The organism is bacterium, from assembly GCA_013360215.1.
Lineage (GTDB): Bacteria > CLD3 > CLD3 > SB21 > SB21 > JABWCP01.
In genome coordinates this window covers 34,413-52,589 of the sequence record JABWCP010000004.1, presented here as the reverse complement: position 1 = coordinate 52,589, position 18,177 = coordinate 34,413, and the positions used below count along the sequence as shown (strand labels likewise).

Sequence of the window (18,177 nt, the reverse complement as noted above, 5' to 3'; positions counted from 1 at the left end):
TTTTTGTGATCTATCAAAGTAGTTAGAATTGTAATTCGCATGTAAACGAACAAACGCAAAAAAAGTAAAATTTTTTAAGTAATTCGATCCTTAGTTTGAAAATTCATAACGCGAGTTCAATAATTAAGTGCAACACCTTGGATAGAAATTACTATCCTGGGTGTTATGAAAATAAGAAAGTACAGTCATCTCTCTCCTGAGGAGAGAGACAAAATTGCGATGCTCCGGGCTAAAGGAATTAGCCTTGGTGATATAGCGGCTCAATTGCGTCGACATAAGAGTACGCTTTCACGGGAGCTCAAGCGAAATGGCGCTCCGTTGTATGATGCTTACTCGCCGCACCCAGCTGAAAGACGCGCCGCGTTGCGCAAGAGCCAGGCTCATCAGCGGTCACGCCTTAAAGATGCGTATATCCGTAACTATGTAACCCAGCGTCTCAAGAAAGGCTGGTCGCCGGAACAGATTGCAGGACGACTCAAGAAAGACCACCTCAACATGCGCATCAGCCATGAAGCCATTTACCAGTTTGTCTATGAGCCTGAGCTTCGCAAACAAGAGAATTTAGTGCCTTACTTGGCTCGGGCCCACAAGAAGCGACGCATCAAAGGACATCGCCATACGCATAAAGACTCGCATATTCCTTCGCGTGTGTCTATTCACGAGCGTCCTCAAAGTGTTAACACGCGTTCACAAATCGGTCACTGGGAGGCCGATGCGGTTGTCTCCCGGCAGAGCCGTGCCGCACTTAATGTGCTTGTTGAGCGTAAGAGCAGACTGACCAAAATCACCAAAATGAGTCAAAGAACAGCCAAGAATACACATCGCGCCATTACCAAGGCTTTAAAGTCGCTGCCCAAAAGGGCGCGACGAACGATTACTTACGACAACGGATCCGAAAACGTTGAGCACATGCGCACCAACAAAGCCTTAAACACCAGATCGTTTTTCTTTGAACCTTTTCACAGTTGGGAGAAAGCTACGGTCGAAAACACCGCCGGTCTCATCCGACGTGTTTTTCCGAAAAAATTCAACTTCGACCACATCTCTCATCGCGACGTCAAAAAACTCGAAAACTTGTTAAACAACAGACCGAGAAAATGTTTATCTTTTTCCACGCCTCTAGAAACCTTTAACCGGTGTTGCACTTAAATGTTGAATGCAGGTAATTCATTTTCTACATAAACTCAGTTTTTACAGAACACGATCAATTTTTCAGAAAAAAAATTACTTATGATGCCAATGGCAATATGACGAGCGACGGTGCCAATAATTTTGCCTACGACTATCGCAATATGCCCATCGCGGATACGATCAAAAACGGCGCAACCGTGCTGCGTATCCTCAAGTACGCCTACGATGCGGCTACACCGGACAATATTCTCTATTTTAAATATGATATTTATGGCCGTAAACTCGAAGAGGGTTACTATAGTTATAATTGGACTTCCATATCTCAGGCCAATGCCGACGATCCGTTTTGGCCGGCTACACCTACGACATGGCGAAAGAAATATACCTATGATGGTGATGGCACGATAACTTATAGTAAAGGTCAACTGCTTAAAGCACTAACCAATAACGATACCGATGATCCCGAAGAAGTAGAAGAGAAATACGAATACGATATATTTGGCAGACTTACTTCTAAAAGTGTACGTGTCGTGGATTTTGATAATTATACATACACAACGTATTATGAATACGATTATTCAGGCAACGTTACAAAAATAATTTATCCTTACAAAGCCGTAGGAGGCGGGGCGCAGGCCATCATGAGCGGTCCGGTGAATGCGGAACATTTAGTTATCGAAAATACGACATTATCTTCAGATGCCAATGTCACATACGAATCAGGTGGTGATATCGTAATGACCGGCGAATTTAACTCCAATGGGGCAGACGTTTCTGCAAAACCAGGAGCAAATAACAGCGAAAAATTTGCGTTAACACCAGTGACGGAAAATGTTGCATTTCAGATGATGGCCGCATCTCAGTCTATGGGAACTCCTGATCCGAGCGCTACAGTCGTGACGTACCGATACAATTCGTTAGGTCGTTTGACAAGTATTGGAAATGCCGGTGATCCTGATTATTTTGCTGCATACACCTATAACCCCGACGGCTCGATGGCTAATGAAAAACTTAAAGACACAACGATAAAACGTAACTATTTATACGAATCCGTAGGTTGGCTCAAGCAGATCAATGATCCTTATATTACAGAGGACATTTATTACACTTCCGGAGGTTACGGCGGTGCGGCGTACTACAATGGCAATATCGCCAAAGTCGTTTTCGATTATAAGTTTGCAGGTAGTCCGACGGATTATTCATATCTTTTCAAATACGATAAACTTGGTCAGCTATTGACGGCCGATCACTCGATCAATGCCAATGGGGATATGGGTATAGGTACGGAAAATCAATACGATGCCAATGGGAGTATGATCTCGGATAAAAATAAAAATATCACAAGTGTCACTTATAATTATCTTAATCTTCCGACCAAAGTGGAGTTTGGCAGCAGCAGTAACAGGATCGAGTGGAAATATGCAGTAACCGGAGCCAAACTCAGAAAAACGGTTTACACCAACGGAACAGTTACTTCCACGATTGACTATGTCAGCGGATTCGTATATACATCGAATAATCTGAATTATACATTGGACTACTTTTTTACGGAAACCGGCCGCATCAAAAGAACCGGAACCGGCGATCTACAGTATGAATACGATATCAAAGATCATCTTGGCAATACGCGAATTTCATTTGCTGATCTGCTGCCGACGCCCAATCAGCAACCGGATATACTGATGGAAAGCCACTACTACGCCTTCGGTATGCGAATTGAGGGGCTTGGCAAACAGAGTGACAATAAATTTTTGTACAACGGTAAAGAATTGACGGACGATTTTGGGCTGAATTGGTATGAATACGGTTGGAGATCATACGATGCACAGCTGGGTCGATGGATGAAAATTGATCCTCTAGATGAGTTTCATTCGCCGTACTGCTACGTTGGGAATGACCCCGTCAATTGGATTGATCCCGATGGCGCCGATGGTGACCCTTGGCAAGTAGATAACAACAATACCGTTACAAATGCAGAGTTTGTAATGCCCGAAGTAACGGTGTATGCTGAACGACCTTCAATTGTTAAAGACGTTGGGCGGTCGGTTGCAAATTTCATGGTTGACATGGGCTTTCACCATATTTTTGCGGCGATGTTCGATCCAAGTCGTCATGGTGTGGACGCTCTTAAGGTTGCCGCTCCGATCGTGTTTGAGCCTGCAGATTATTTTTATACCGCTCAAGATATCGCCCAAAACGGATTAAAACTGTCTCATGCTGCTGCTTTAATACCATTTGTATCTGGGACAGCCGCATCAAACACTTTAAAGGCTGTGTCGAAGTATGATGTCGGTCCGGCAAACGTTTTGCGTGCCGTATCAGTAACAGGTGATCAACTGCAGATTCATCATGTTGTGCAATCACATCCTGCATTACAAGCAATTCCTGGTTATAATGGGAAGATTGCTCCAGCAATCGCGATTTCAAATCGAGAACATCAAATGATACCCACTATTCGAGGAAATTTTGCTGGCACAGCTCGTCAATTATTGGCGAAAGATATTTGGGATTTAAGAAACAATACAGCGGCTCCAAATAGCGCTCTTAAACAACTCATTAACATGAATAATGAGATGTTCCCTTCAGCTTTTTCAAAATAGGAGTGAAGCAATGACTAAGGAAGACTTTGTTAAGAACATTAAAACTGTTGTGCGCGATTCATCAATCAATGGGACATTTGATGTCTTACAGAATCCACCAGGAATCAAGCCAGCGCAAAATCTCATCGAAATATCTAGATGGTACAATAAGCTAGGGGATTCGGATAAACAGATGCTTAGGCGGATTGTTGAATTTGCCATAGATGGTAGTATTTTTGATTTTTTTTGTGTACTTGATGGCGTTGCTGCAATAGAGGACACAGAAGAGAAGGGCACATTGGAGCTCTATTTTGTGACAGATTATCAGCGAGAATTGTTGAATGATGATAACACAGAATTCCTGCACGATTTATACAGGTACGAAACCCAGTAACGTAGAATTTTAGATAAGAATTCTATTCGAGCCCGCGCCGCCCTTCGTGCGAGTGCGGGATTTTTTTAATGTCTGCGCAGACAAGCTGCTCGCTACCGCTCGCAAGGGAACCCGCCGGCGGGGAGTTGTGTTGTAATGCGTCCCACGCTGGCTTCACTCCTCGTCCCTTGCCTCGTCGCTTGCTCTGTCCGCCTCAGACCGCTCGCACTCTCTCAGCCCTACGTTCTGCCGTGCTCGCTAAGAGTAAATAATCCAGTTTGGTGATTCATTCGTGTTTTGTGCGTTGATCCCAAGTGAGGAGATAAAAACCGGCGTCCACCGCTCGAGGCCGCTTTTGCGAGGGCAAGTCTGAATCCCGACCAATCGCCTAAGTTCCGCTATACCCCGCGTCTGGTGCGCGGGGCAGGCTCATGCCTTCAGCACCGTTGATTCTGCCATATTAGAGTTTTGCTTGACCTTACTGGACGCTGACATGTCACCGCCTTTGGCGGAGCCACGTCGTGTAGCTTTTTCTTAGTCGACATCGTGGATTATGGTTTAGTAGAGCTATCCTTTCAAGATGTCGCGCGTGCGCACTGATCCCGCCCTTCGACAGGCTCAGGACGTGACGCGCGCCCGCGCTTACATACGTATGTGCGAGATGTATCGGCGGCGGGTAGGGAAATCGGAAGACGGAAGCGGAAACCAAAGTTGTGTGTCCCGCCCGAAGGCGGGACGTTTTTCAGATCCTCCACGGAGAGAAGATATCCTAAATCAAGTTTGTGATTGATTGAAAAAAGTAAATCCCGCCGAAATAAGGCGGGATTCATGTTCAGGAAGTTTGTAAAATCGTCTATACACGCCGAGCTAAGGCGATACAGCATCTCAATACATCTTGCGAATATCGGTGCCGCGATAAAAGAATTTGAGAATCTGTTTGTACGAATAACCGGTTTTGGCCATTTCGCGTGCACTGTATTGGCACATACCGACACCGTGACCAAATCCGGCGCCTTTGCAGTTGACCGTCTGGATGGTGCCGTCGGCATGGCGCATCACATCGAGTCTGAAAAGCGAACTGTATAACATGTATTTTTCACCGCGCATGATGCGACGTGCCTGCTCGCCCGTGACGGTATAGCTGTCTTTGGTGAAGCCGATTTTGAATTCCTGCACGCGCTGTGACGAGTCGCGCGAAACGACGGCAAGATTGTAAAGCCGTTGTGTGGCTAATTTGCTAAAATCTTCATTGGGATAGACGACCGCTAAAACCGTGGGCAGATTGGTTTTGATGATTTTTTCGATCTCTTCACCGGTCCACTTCACTTCCCACCGATAATGCGGCGAAGCTTCGTCCAGCGCTTTATCTCCGATTTTGGTGCTGATGCTGTTGAGATATGGTTTCGGATCGGAGCTTCTCCATACCCAGTGCGAACGCGTAGTGACGCCTCCGGCTGTCGAATAAAATACGGCGTCTATCGGCTTGCTGTCATATTCCGCTACTTCGCCGAGAGTTTCGATCACCGCCTGATTGCTTACCTCGGTTTCCGTACCTGCGCCGTCATATACCTGATCATTGATGTCGCTCTGGAAATCAAAAATTTTGTATTTGCCTTTATTTTTGATCGCATAGGTTCTGGCCGCGACGGCTTGCGCCTTGGAAGCTTCGATTTGATCCATTCCGAGATTTCCGATTTCATTGCGCACGACACCCATCAGGTACGATTCCATATCGAGGCGGTTGATGACCAATATTTTACCCTCTTGCGTCGTTACCCATAAACTGCCGCGGTATTGTTTGTTATTGATGATGTAGCGCTGCGAGGACGACTTGGTCGTAAAAATCAGATTACCGTACGCACCCAACGATTTGCCGGTCGCATCATAGATTTCCACGCGGTTTTCGTTGAAACGCAGTTCCACATTCTGACCAGCTGAAATAAATCCGACATCCTGATTGTCATCCGTTTTGACGGCAAAAGCTTCTTTGGAAGAGATATTCACGGATTGGGAGGAGCGGGCAATAAGTACTTTAACTTCAGGTATTACAGCGTCTTCCGGTATCGAACGCATACGGGGTGCGGAGGTACAGCCCGCCCAGAGGAGCATGCTCCCGGTAATCAATAAAAACATTTTTTTCATAGTGTGACCGCTTGGTTAGAATATTTGTATAAGTAATTTACCCTCACAAAGGATCGCGTTATATGACTTCTGCTAATCAAGACTTGCTGCTTATGGTACTATTGGTGTCCGTGTTTTTCTTTTTTTGTGCGACGCTTTTTGTGATGCACCGTTATTATAAATAACGAAAAACACCATCAATTCGCCGATTTATCCATTTCGATATTATACTGCTTCAGCTTTTTGTGTAGATTCGTTCGTTCTACATCCAATTCCTCCGCCGCCCGCGATACATTCCAGTTATTTTTTTGCAACACTTGTATGATGTATTGTTTTTCCGCTTCTTCTTTGAAGTCTTTGAGCGTTTTACCGTCTTCATAGTTTAGGTTGGTCGCCACGGCCGTCGTACTTTCGGCGGCCAATATCTGACGCGGGAGGTCTTCCCGCTGCACGATATCGGTCAGGCTGAGGATCAGTGTGCGTTCGACGACATTACGCAGTTCGCGTATATTACCCGGCCATCCGTAATCCGATAATGTTTGCAGCGCTTCATCCGAAAATGTTTTTTCCGGAAGTCCGCCTTCGGCGGCGCAAAGTTTGACAAAATGTTGGATCAGAAACGGGACGTCGGCTTTTCTTTGGCGTAAAGGCGGCATCAAAATCGGTACGACATTCAAACGAAAATAAAGATCTTCGCGGAACGTTCCTTTTTTGACTTCTTCTTTCAGGTCCTTATTGGTTGCCGCGATAACGCGTACATCTACTTTGATCGTTTTGGTGCCGCCGACTTTTTCAAATTCGCCCTCCTGCAGTGCACGAAGCACTTTGGCCTGCACTTTGAGGCTCATGTCGCCGATTTCATCCAAAAAAATAGAACCCTTGTCAGCCAAAACAAACTTGCCGTCGCGATCGGCTACGGCGCCGGTGAAAGCGCCTTTGACCGCGCCAAATAATTCACTTTCAATAAGTTCTTCGGGGATCGCAGCGCAGTTGACTTTGATAAACGGTTTGGATTTGCGCGGACTGTTATCATGGATGGCGCGGGCGACCAATTCTTTACCGGTGCCGCTTTCGCCTAAAATCAATACGCGGGCATTGGTCGGGGAAATTTTGGAAATCGTGGCTTTGATTTCTTTCATGCCCGGGCTTTCGCCGACCATTTCAAAACGTTTATTTACTTCCTGCCGCAGAATTCGGTTTTCTTCTTTGAGCGAAACGCGCTCGAGCGCATTTTTGGCTGTGATGATGAGTTTTTCTTTGGTCAGCGGTTTTTCGATAAAATCGTATGCGCCGAGTTTGACGGCTTCCACGGCGTTTTCGATGGTGCCGTGACCCGACATCATGACAACCGTCGTATCCGGATTGATCGTACGTATTTCTTTGAGCACGTCAATCCCATTCATCTCCGGCATTAATAGATCTAAAAAAACGAGGTCAATCGTATGTTCTTTTAGAAGATTAAAAGCCTCCCGCCCGCTTTCGGCCGTCGAGACGGTGTAGGTATCTTGTAAAATCATCTCTACGGTTCGACGAATATTTTTTTCGTCGTCAACGATCAAAACATGGCTCATGATCTATGCACTCTCTTTTTTCATAATTCGATTGAGCACCCTTTGCAATACGGAAAAGTCAGCGCACTTAAAAACAGCCGTCAGGGTAAAATAAATGATCATACCGGCGAAAATGCTGATACCGACCACCATAAGGTCTTGCATACGTTGTGCTTTTTGCTGGATAAAACTTAACGTCGGTAACCACTGAACGAGCATCCAGACGACCGCACCCTGTGCGAGTGCGCAAGCGAGGAGTTTGCCGCCGGTAACCGCCGCGCTTCGGATATCCACTTCGGGAACACGCCGCTTGAGGCCAAACGTAAAAAGAACAATCTGAATAAGAAACGCCGCGAGTAGCCCCAGTGAAAAGGCCGACGGTCCCATGGATTGGGCTAACGAATAACTAATGCCGAGATTGATCACCGTACCGATAAACCGGTACCAAAAAGGACTCCACGTATCTTTGATCGCATAAAAAGCACGTGCGAAAAGATACCATAAACTTTCCAGCGGAACAACTAATGCGTAAAAAAATAATGTGGACGCGGTCATCTCGATCGCTTCCGAACCAAATCGTCCGCCGCCCAATATCAGGCTGATGATGGGATAACTTAGGATAGCCATGCCGATACCCGACGGCAAAGTCAAAAATAATATCTGACGGAGCGAATTTTGAATGTTGTAGTTAAAATTTTGAAAATTGCGCTGACTGGCGTTTTCCGACAAATACGGAAAAATCGCCGTAACAAATGAAATTCCAAAAACGCTTACGGGAAAACTTTCAAAATTGAGCGCGTAATTAAAGGCACTAAAACTGCCATCCGGCATGTGAATTGAAATTTTAGAATACGCCAGTATGACAAACTGAAGCAGCGCCATGTTTAGAAAATTGGGTATAGCCAAAATAAAAATACGACGAACCCCTTCTTTGTCGAAAAACCACTGAAAGTTATATTGATATCCGGTGCCGCGCAGATCCAGCAGCGTCACCAAAACGACAAATATCGAACCGAGGAGTGCACCGTAAGCCGCCGAATCAATACCCATCGTATCGTGAAAAAGAACCATACCCAAAATGATGGCCGGATTGTAAACCAAAAGCGCCAACCCGTACGCTGTAAAATGTTTGTGGGTTTGTAAAATACCGCTCAGGATTTTGCTTAATGCAAAAGCGATCTGCGATGCAAGAAAGATACGGGAAATATGAACGATGGTGCTTTTTTGATCCGGAGGCAGATCCGGCGAAAGCCATACATCGCATATCACCGGCATACCGATACCGATGAGTAAACAGATGCCGATAAATACGGTCAAAGTAATATTGAGAAAACTGCTGGCCAGACGATTGGCGGCTTCATGACCTCTCTGGGCAAGAAATTCGCTAAACATCGGTATGAATGACGACGACGTAACGCCCATAATCAATATGGTCTGCAAAGCATCCGGGATACGCGTGCCGTAGTTATACAAATCGGTGTCCAAACTTGCGCCGAAATAATGCGCCATCACTTTATCGCGTACAAGACCGAGGACCGTGCTCAGGAGCGTAGCTATGGTTACAAAAAGCGCCGCGATGCCGGCCTGCTGCGAGCGAAATATTTTTTTTCCGTTATTGTGAAGATCGGACACGGGTGACTCCGGACGTATTATAATTTAGAATTATGCAAATAACCGTTGCCGGAAATGATGCTTTCGATGTCGCTGGTCATTTTGTGACGCTCCATCAACCGGCGCAAGGCGGACGTGGCTTTGCGAAGGCGCTCGGCGGTAGAATTCATTTCCAAAAAAGCCTGGCGCTCGTTTAAACTAAATCCTGCGCTGGAGGCGATGATATAAGAGATACGTTTGGCATCCAGCAGATTGAGGTCGGGTACATCTTCTTTATTGATCAATTTTACAGCGTCTTTAAATGTTTGCGCCGCCGCCCGTGACAATTCGGTTTCTTCGACGATATTATCCGAGATGTCGTCAATGTACTCCACTTCGCCTTGCAGGTAAGGTTTATCGTTGGTCACGCGATGGATCGAAAACCGGTCGCACCCTTCGGTGACGATATTCATGCGTCCGTCGTCAAAACGTTTGAGTACGTCGCGGATACGGGCGGTGCAACCGATCTTATAAAAATTTTCTCCGGTGTAGTACACCACACCGAAAACCGATTGCTGTTCCAAACATTCGGCGATCATCGCTTTGTAACGCTCTTCAAAAATGTGTAGCGGCAACGGCATACCCGGAAAAAGAACGACGCCGAGCGGAAACAGCGGTATTTTATGCAAGGGTTTCATGAATGATGTAGTTTAAAAAATCGAATGCTTCTTCGGTATGTTTTTTATGAATCCCGGATACGATTTCAGTTTTTCCTACAGCGGTGCTCATGATCCACTGAATTTGGTTTTGGGAAACTTTTTTATCGTGATATAAAGCGTTTAGAACGTCTTTTTTATCCAGAGCCAACCATGATTTTTTTACTTCCGAACGCGAGAAGATATCATCAACGTGCGGTAAGAGGACGCCCATCATACGATCAAAATTCGCACCGGATAATTTTTTTAATCGCAGCGAAATACACAATGCGGCCACCATACCCAAAAAAACCGCTTCGCCGTGTTTGATCGGTTCATACCCGGACACACGCTCGATCGCATGAGCAAAGGTATGACCGAAGTTGAGAATCATTCGTCGGCCGGTGTCTTTTTCGTCGGAAGCCACCACGGCGGCTTTTATGCTGCACGCGCGATGGATGCAAAAAGAAACGGCTTCCGGTTGGCGTGTCAGCACCAAATCCTGATTATTTTCCAGCCAATCGAAAAACTTAGCGTCTAACGCGATGCCGTACTTTATGATTTCAGCCAAGCCGCAACGCATTTCACGATCGGGAAGTGTTTTAAGAAAATCCGTAGCGATGTGAACCGATCGGGGCTGGTAAAATGCACCGATCATGTTTTTACCCAGCGGATGATTGACGGCGACTTTGCCGCCGACGGCGCTGTCAACCATAGCCAATAACGATGTAGGCACTTGTACGTAAGGAATGCCGCGCATAAAAGTAGCGGCGGCCAATCCGGCGATATCGCCGATAACACCGCCTCCGAAAGCTAAAATCTGCGTTTGGCGATCCGCTCGAAAATCAATCAACTGCGTGACAATGTGTTCGAGTGTAGAAAATGTTTTATGGGATTCACCGTCCGGTATAACTATCCAGCGGACCGAAAAAACACGACTCAATTTTTTTTGATACAAAAAAGCGAGTGTTTCATTGGTGATGACGATGGTTTTTTCTACGGATTTTTTTTGTGGTACGAAGGACGTACTGATTTTATCGGAAATGGTAATGGGATAGCTTCGTTGGCCGAGGGGAACGGTTATTTTTTTTGTTGAGGCCGCTTTTGTTTTCATGACCGCTATAATACACAAAAAAAAACTATTCTAAAACAGAAAAGGGAAGGTTTGAGTCCTTAGCGGCACAAACCTTCCCTTTTTTACATACAGATCAAATCTTATTTGTTGAGTTTTATTTCCTGCGGTTGTTTGAAATAATTCACACCGGCATTGGAGATCAATTTTTGCAATTCGGGGATATCGGTATTCTGAATTTTTTTATGATCTTCGATCAATCCTTCGAGCATTTTCCGCAGGCGTTCGTATTTCACTTTGGCCTGTTGCGTCGGGGCTTCGTAGTGTGACGTGATATAAAACTGCAGTTCACCGATCTGTTGTAATAACTCATCCGAGTTGTCATTGAATCCTTGTTTGGACAGCTCCGACTGAATTTTATCCTGAATGCCGGACATTTTTTTCTGTGCGGACTCCGCGAGACGTTTGATCGGATTGGATTTGGCAGAATCCAGATTGCCTGTGACGGCCAGCATCGCGGTTATGGATTTTTTGGATTCGGTGATTTGTTGATAAACGGTTGCGGCCGCGGTTTGAAGTTCACCAGCCTTTTCGGCCCATGTTTGCATGGCTTTGCGGCCATCGGTGGAAATAACAAATCGCGGATCGTTCTTAACTTCGACGGATTGTTTATATTCCTGACCGTTATACCGCATGCGCACGGTATACATACCGGGCAATACATAGATGCCGGAAGCTTCAAGATCGGTACTATCGACGGAGGATATGCCTTTGAAAGCGCCGCGGGACAAATCCCAAGCTACACGATTCATACCGCGCTTCATGCCGCCTTTGATCACACGTATAACCGAATCTTTATCCAATATTTCGATTTTCATCTTCGGTTCTTTGGGGGTGTCTTCTAAAGCCTTGATGCTATCGGATGTATTCACAAAATACGTAATGATGGAACCGTACGGGCGTTGTTCACCTTTGAAGGCGGCGTTGCCCGGGCCGGTAGCGTTGGACCCGGACCAAAACGAATAATTATACTGATAGCCGGGATTGACTTCGTACAGATGCGCGTTCTTTTTGGAGTTTTCAGCAAACTTTCGTAGCGGTGTAATATCATCGAGAAGATAGATACCGCGTCCGTGCGTACCGATGATGAGATCATGTTCGCGCGGATGAGTTGCAAGATCATAGACCGGCACGGTGGGTACACCGGCGCGCCACTTCATCCAGTTTTTGCCGCTGTTAAAAGAAACGTAAAGTCCGTACTCGGTGCCAAGCCACAGAAGGTCTTTGTTTACCGGATCTTCTTCGAAGCAGTGAACGAATCCGTCAATTTCTTTGGTCGCTAGATTAGTCCATGTTTTTCCGAAATCGCGTGTACCATAGACGTAGGTTGACCAATTAGACCGGCGATGATCGTCAAACACGACGTACGCCGTGCCGGCATCAAATTTGGACGCTTCAATATGAGGCACCCATGTTCCTGCGGGTGCTGCGATGGATTTGTTTTTTGAAACCAGTGTCCATGTTTTACCGCCGTCTTGTGTGACTTGGACATTACCGTCGTCGGTTCCGACCCAGATCACGCCGCGCTTGACGGAACTTGGTGCGATGGTGAGAATGGTACAATGATTTTCAGCGCCGGATACATCGAGCGTCAATCCGCCGGTTTCTTTGCCAAGATTGATTTTCGTCGTATCGTTGGTAGTGAGATCAGGGCTTATGATTTCCCATGTATCGCCTTTATCCGTACTCTTGTGTAAAAACTGGCTTCCATAATAAATGGTTTTCGCATCAAAAGGGTCCAGTGCAAATCCGGCATTCCAGTTATACCGGTGTTTGACGGCAGATTCCGTCGGGCGAATGAATTTTTGTAAACCGGTTTTGTGATTGAAATACACCAAAGCGCCGCCTTGGGACATCGCGTATCCAAAATCGGCATTTTCGGGATCGGGTTCCGTATCAAATCCATCGCCGAACGCAACCATATCCCAGACGTCGTTATAAATAGCATCCCGCTTGAATGTGGTACTCGGACCGCGCCAGGAGCCGTTGTCTTGCAATCCGCCGTAGATATTATAGGGATATTCCATGTCATAGCTGATATGATAAAACTGGCCGACGGGCAGGTTTTGAACAAAGCGCCATGTTTTACCGCGGTCGTAAGTGAAGGCCAAACCGCCGTCATTTCCGGCGATCATCATTTCGCCATTGGGATGCATCCACAAGGCATGAAAATCGGGGTGAATGTTTTGGTACGGTGTCAGAAGAGAAAAATTTTTGCCGCCGTCTTCGCTCACATCAAATGTAGTATGAGTTCTGTAAACGATGTTTTCGTTGACGGGGTTAACATCTATAGTGCTGAAATAGAACGGGCGGGGGTGAACATTTTTTTCTTTGTTGACGGTTCGCCATTTGTCGCCGCCATCATCGGAACGGAGCAATACGCTTTCGGAGGCTTCGACAAGCGCGTACACGATGGACGTTTTGTTGCGCGAAAAAGATAATGCGATGCGACCCAGTTCGCCCTCAGGCAAACCGTCTTTGGTGGTTTGTTTTTTCCATGTGTCACCGCCATCTGTAGATATATGCAAACCGCTGCTTGTACCGCCCGATTTGAAATACCATGGGTAGCGGCGATGTTCCCACATACCGCACAAAAGTTTATTGGGATTGGAGGGATCCATCACCAGTTCCGCGGCGCCGGTTTTTTCGTCCACATAGAGTACTTGTTTCCATGTTTTACCGCCGTCGGTTGTTTTATAAACGCCACGTTCTTTGTTTTCGCCCCAGGTGGTTCCCATGGCGGCTACCCACGCGATATCGGCGTTTTCAGGATGTAGAATAACGCGTGCAATTTTTTCGGCTTTTTCAAGACCGAAGAATTGCCATGTTTTGCCGGCATCTATGGATTTGAAAATACCGCGACCGACGCCTACGGAATTGCGCACATTGGATTCGCCGGTACCGACCCAAACGATATTGGGGTTTTTTTGGAAAATCGCAACCGAACCAATGGAGCCGGTGGATTGATCGTCGAAAATAGAGTTCCACGTAATGCCGCCGTTAATGGATTTCCAGACACCGCCGGTAGCGGCTCCGACATAGATGATGTTTGGATCGCATTTGACGGCGTCAATCGAAGCGATACGCCCGCTCATGCCGGCAGGGCCGATACTCCGGGCTTTCATGCCGCTGAATAATGAACTGTCGTATTGCGCAGTAGCAAATGAAGCCAAGCACAAAACGGTAACAAGCCAATAAAACACGACTTTTTTCATAACAGAAAACTCCATTAAAAATAGCGTATGTGATGTGATGACATTTCTATAGAATTTTTAAGGTGATACAAAACATAATTACACGGTCGCCATATTTCAGACATATACGGCCGAGTGTTTTAAAGAAATATTTTTGTATAAATTCAATAAAATCAGATGAGTGAAACTAAGTAATCAAAAATAACAGCCATCAAATAACACCGGCCATAAGGTTATATATCTAAATAGATAAGAAAAGAACCAAAAAAAGGGGCCATAATGGAAAAGTAAAAGACCTTTACGTAAGTTGCTACTTAATTGTTTCAATAATGAGAGAAAAATCAAGCGTTTTATAAAAATTAAAAATTGTTGGGGTTAGGCAGCGGGAAGCCGATGTTGAGGGCGATGCATTGATGAGAATTCCCTTGTTCCTTTTTGTGTACACCCTTCCCGCTTTCGCGGGAAGGGCTCGGGTGGGACGACAATACGCAGGTCACTAATCAGTCGTTCCCACGAAAGTGGGAACCCATCATATAACGTCATGATATAAGTCCTCCCACGTCGGGTTCATTTTTTCAATTAATTCGATCTTCCATGCTCTTCGCCATTTTTTGATTCGTTTTTCACGGATAATGGCTTCGCGTATGTCATTAAATTGTTCGAAATACACAAGCGTATGAACCTTATACCGTGAAGTAAATCCGGGAACAATTTCGTTTTTATGTTCATAAATGCGTCGTATTAGGTTATTCGTCACCCCTGTATAGAGCGTGCCGTTACGTTTGCTGGCGAGAATATAAACGTAGAAAATTTTCATTTTTAAAAAATTCGTTCAATTCTTATCTTGTGGACACCCGCGTTCGCGGGTGAGACACTACACAACACAAAATTCTGAATTGTCGTTCCCGCGCATGCCTTGAGAACTCAGTGTGAGTCACGCCATAAGCTTGATCGAACGCCAGTCGAAGGGAAACAAGAACCTACTCATTAATAATAAAAAACCCCGGCTGTTCACGGAGCCGGGGTTAGAAAAAATATTCAAAAAATTAAAATCGGCTCATGCGCTCCAATATATCAGATTGGCTTGATCCATACGTGTATGACGACGAAGGGTAAGCCCATTTAAACGGTAATAACATATGTTGTTGTTCTTTTTCATAGCGCAGAATTATAACCGATCTATTTTTGTTTTGCAAATCTTTTTTATGCTTTTACCATTATTTCAGCGATACGCTTGGCAAAAAGCACCGGATCTTTGGGTTTACTGCCTTCCAGTACGAGCGCCTGATCATACAACATCGCCGTATAGTCTTTGAGCAACGGTTGATCTTTATCGGTATCAAACATCATCTGCATTTTCCCGATCAGAGGATGGTCCGGATTGATTTCGAGCGTACGTTTGCCGGACGGAACATTTTGACCCAGGGCTTTCATGATTCGTTCCATGTTTTGGTCCATGCCGTCTTCGTCGGCAACAAGGCAGCAAGCTGAATCTTTGAGTCGTGCCGAAACCCGTACATCTTTGATCTCTTCCTTCAACTGATCTTTGAGCAGGTCAATCAGTTTACCGTATTTCTTTTCGGCTTCTTTTTTGGATTCTTTTTTATCCTTGTCGAGTTCGATGTCGCCTTTGGTCAAAGATTTGAGTTTTTTACCGCCGTATTCGAGTTCGGATACGATAAATTCGTCAATCTCATCGGTCAAAAAGAGCACTTCGTAATCCTTATCTTTGACCGCTTCCAAATACGGTGAGCGTTCGAGCTCTTCACGCGAAGCGCCGGTCATGTAGTAGATAAATTCCTGATCGGATTTCATTCCATCCACGTAAGTTTTGAGCGAGGTATATTTACCCTTTTCGGTGCGTGTGGATTCGAACAGCATGAGATCGCGTAAGGATTCTTTGCGCTGATGATCGGAATACAGTCCCTCTTTGAGAGCACGATTAAATTCGTTGTAAAACTCCACATACTTTTCAAACTCGTGCGTTTTCATATCGGAAAGGGCATCGAGAATTTTTTTGGCAATGTTTTTCTTGATGACTTCCATTTGTTTGTTGGCTTGCAGAATTTCACGCGAGACATTGAGCGGCAGATCCGATGACTCGACAACGCCTTTGACAAAACGAAGATACGTAGGAATGGCCTGTTCGCAATGATCCATGATCTGAACGCGTTTGACATACAGCATCGGACCGATTTTGAATTCTTTATAAAACAGATCAAACGGCGCTTTTTTGGGAATAAAAAGCAGCGCTGAAAATTCCGATGTACCCTCGGCGCGAAAATGGATGGTTTTCAGCGGTTCACCGAAATCATGCGAGACGTGTTTGTAAAAATCGTTGTATTCTTCCGTGGTGATTTCGCTTTTATCTTTGAGCCAAATGGCTTTACGCGAATTGAGCGTTTCTTCTTCAATTTTTTTATCTTTTTCGACATCCATACAAATCGGATGTTCGATGTAGTCGGAATATTTACGAACGACACTGCGTATTTCCCACTCTTCCAGGTACTTTTTGCCCTCTTCGTTCATAAAAAGAATCACGTCCGTGCCGCGGGTTGCTTTTTCAAACGATTCCACCGTAAACACACCATCCGCTTTGGATTCCCATCGAATAGCTTTATCCTGCGGTTCTCCGGCTTTGCGTGAAATGACGACCACACGATCAGCGACCATAAATGAAGAATAAAAACCGACACCAAATTGGCCGATCAATTCAGGGTTATCTTTGACCTGTTTTTCCGTAAGGCGTTGGATGAAGTCGCGCGTGCCGGAATGTGCGATCGTGCCGAGAGACCGGATTATTTCTTCTTCGGTCATACCGATACCGTTATCGGAAATGGTCAGTGTGCCGGCTTCTTTGTCAATTTTGAGTTTGATTTTCCAATCGGCATCACCACCTGATATTTGGCTGTCGGTGAGGGAAAGGTAGCGCACTTTATCAATCGCATCGGAAGCATTTGAAATAAGTTCACGGAGAAATATTTCCTTGTGCGAGTACAAGGAGTGAATCATCAAATGAAGTAATTCTTTAACCTCCGTTTTAAATTCGAGTGTCTGCGAAGACATAAAAATTCACCTCATAAAATGTTTGAAAAAATAATTTTTAGCGGGGGAAAATAGAAAATGGAAGGGAAAAAATCAAATAAGGAGGATTCTCATCCGGTTAAGGTTTTATTTCGTTTTGAAAGGACATAAATCCGTAGAAAAAAGAGAAAGCATAACCGCTAGGAATGTGTTGCTTCACACCCCGGTTACTTTGAAAGGTTATCGTATCCTATTAAACGATTTGATCTTGTCTGAGAAGAAATATTTCAACGGATCCTGCGAAGATCAAATATTTTGATTTTTTGACATCCATCGGCCGCCGAGATAAGCCATCGGTAAATAGGCGCCAGCCAAATCCAAGATGGTAAACCATACCGGAGAAGGGAGACTAAATACGCTGATCAGGCCGCCCAGTAAAAAAACAAATCCGATACTCAAGGCAAACTTCATCTTATGATTGGCCGCTATCAAAGCGGCTACGGCGGCACCGGCCAGCGTTCCCAGTGCATGCGCTAAAAACGGCATAAGAAAGTGCCGCGGTTCAAACAAATGCATAGATGCTTTGAGTCCTTCCATCGTCGTCGCATCGGCACCCGCAGGCGGAGGAATCAATTGGCCGCCAATCATAATGATACTCATATTGACAATACTGCCGACGATCGCTCCGACAATCACAGCAAAAACATTTCGAATGATGACGTTCATGGGTTTTTCCTCCGAATAAAACGATTATTTAAAAACGTACATTAAATATGCTGTTCATTATC

The 18,177-nt window shown here is 45.3% G+C and carries 12 protein-coding genes; 3 read left to right on the top strand and 9 right to left on the bottom strand.

Going from position 1 to position 18,177, the window contains the following annotated elements; genetic code table 11:
* The first annotated feature begins 165 nt into the window (after positions 1-165).
* From HUU58_03645 to HUU58_03635, 3 genes are all read left to right on the top strand, one after another.
* Positions 166-1,149 (top strand): IS30 family transposase, encoded by a 984-nt coding sequence (locus HUU58_03645; GenBank protein NUN44751.1) that lies wholly within the window; start codon positions 166-168, stop codon positions 1,147-1,149.
* 98 nt (positions 1,150-1,247) lie between these two features.
* Positions 1,248-3,731: an RHS repeat-associated core domain-containing protein gene (locus HUU58_03640; protein NUN44750.1), complete on the top strand. Its 2,484-nt coding sequence runs from the start codon at positions 1,248-1,250 to the stop codon at positions 3,729-3,731.
* Positions 3,732-3,741: 10 nt separating this feature from the next.
* Complete coding sequence (locus HUU58_03635) at positions 3,742-4,104, top strand: hypothetical protein (GenBank protein ID NUN44749.1); 363 nt, start codon at positions 3,742-3,744, stop codon at positions 4,102-4,104.
* 864 nt (positions 4,105-4,968) lie between these two features.
* Here the strand turns inward: HUU58_03635 and HUU58_03630 are convergent.
* The 9 genes from HUU58_03630 to HUU58_03590 form a co-directional block, all read right to left on the bottom strand.
* Positions 4,969-6,225, bottom strand: a complete 1,257-nt coding sequence (locus HUU58_03630) for a SpoIID/LytB domain-containing protein (protein ID NUN44748.1) — start codon at positions 6,223-6,225, stop codon at positions 4,969-4,971.
* Between the two features lie 176 nt (positions 6,226-6,401).
* A complete protein-coding gene (locus HUU58_03625; protein ID NUN44747.1) occupies positions 6,402-7,778 on the bottom strand; it encodes a sigma-54-dependent Fis family transcriptional regulator in 1,377 nt (458 codons plus the stop codon).
* Positions 7,779-9,386: a murein biosynthesis integral membrane protein MurJ gene (gene murJ, locus HUU58_03620; protein ID NUN44746.1), complete on the bottom strand. Its 1,608-nt coding sequence runs from the start codon at positions 9,384-9,386 to the stop codon at positions 7,779-7,781. It lies immediately after the preceding gene.
* Positions 9,387-9,403: 17 nt separating this feature from the next.
* Positions 9,404-10,042: an LON peptidase substrate-binding domain-containing protein gene (locus HUU58_03615; GenBank protein ID NUN44745.1), complete on the bottom strand. Its 639-nt coding sequence runs from the start codon at positions 10,040-10,042 to the stop codon at positions 9,404-9,406.
* Positions 10,026-11,153: a 3-dehydroquinate synthase gene (gene aroB, locus HUU58_03610; GenBank protein NUN44744.1), complete on the bottom strand. Its 1,128-nt coding sequence runs from the start codon at positions 11,151-11,153 to the stop codon at positions 10,026-10,028. The genes HUU58_03615 and aroB overlap by 17 nt, the downstream gene beginning before the upstream one ends.
* Before the next feature lie 101 nt (positions 11,154-11,254).
* Positions 11,255-14,386, bottom strand: a complete 3,132-nt coding sequence (locus HUU58_03605; protein NUN44743.1) for a hypothetical protein — start codon at positions 14,384-14,386, stop codon at positions 11,255-11,257.
* A gap of 508 nt (positions 14,387-14,894) precedes the next feature.
* Positions 14,895-15,182: a GIY-YIG nuclease family protein gene (locus HUU58_03600; protein NUN44742.1), complete on the bottom strand. Its 288-nt coding sequence runs from the start codon at positions 15,180-15,182 to the stop codon at positions 14,895-14,897.
* Between the two features lie 386 nt (positions 15,183-15,568).
* Complete coding sequence (htpG, locus tag HUU58_03595) at positions 15,569-17,431, bottom strand: molecular chaperone HtpG (protein ID NUN44741.1); 1,863 nt, start codon at positions 17,429-17,431, stop codon at positions 15,569-15,571.
* A gap of 264 nt (positions 17,432-17,695) precedes the next feature.
* On the bottom strand, positions 17,696-18,115 hold the full coding sequence (locus HUU58_03590) for a hypothetical protein (protein NUN44740.1): 420 nt from the start codon (positions 18,113-18,115) through the stop codon (positions 17,696-17,698).
* Positions 18,116-18,177 lie beyond the last annotated feature (62 nt).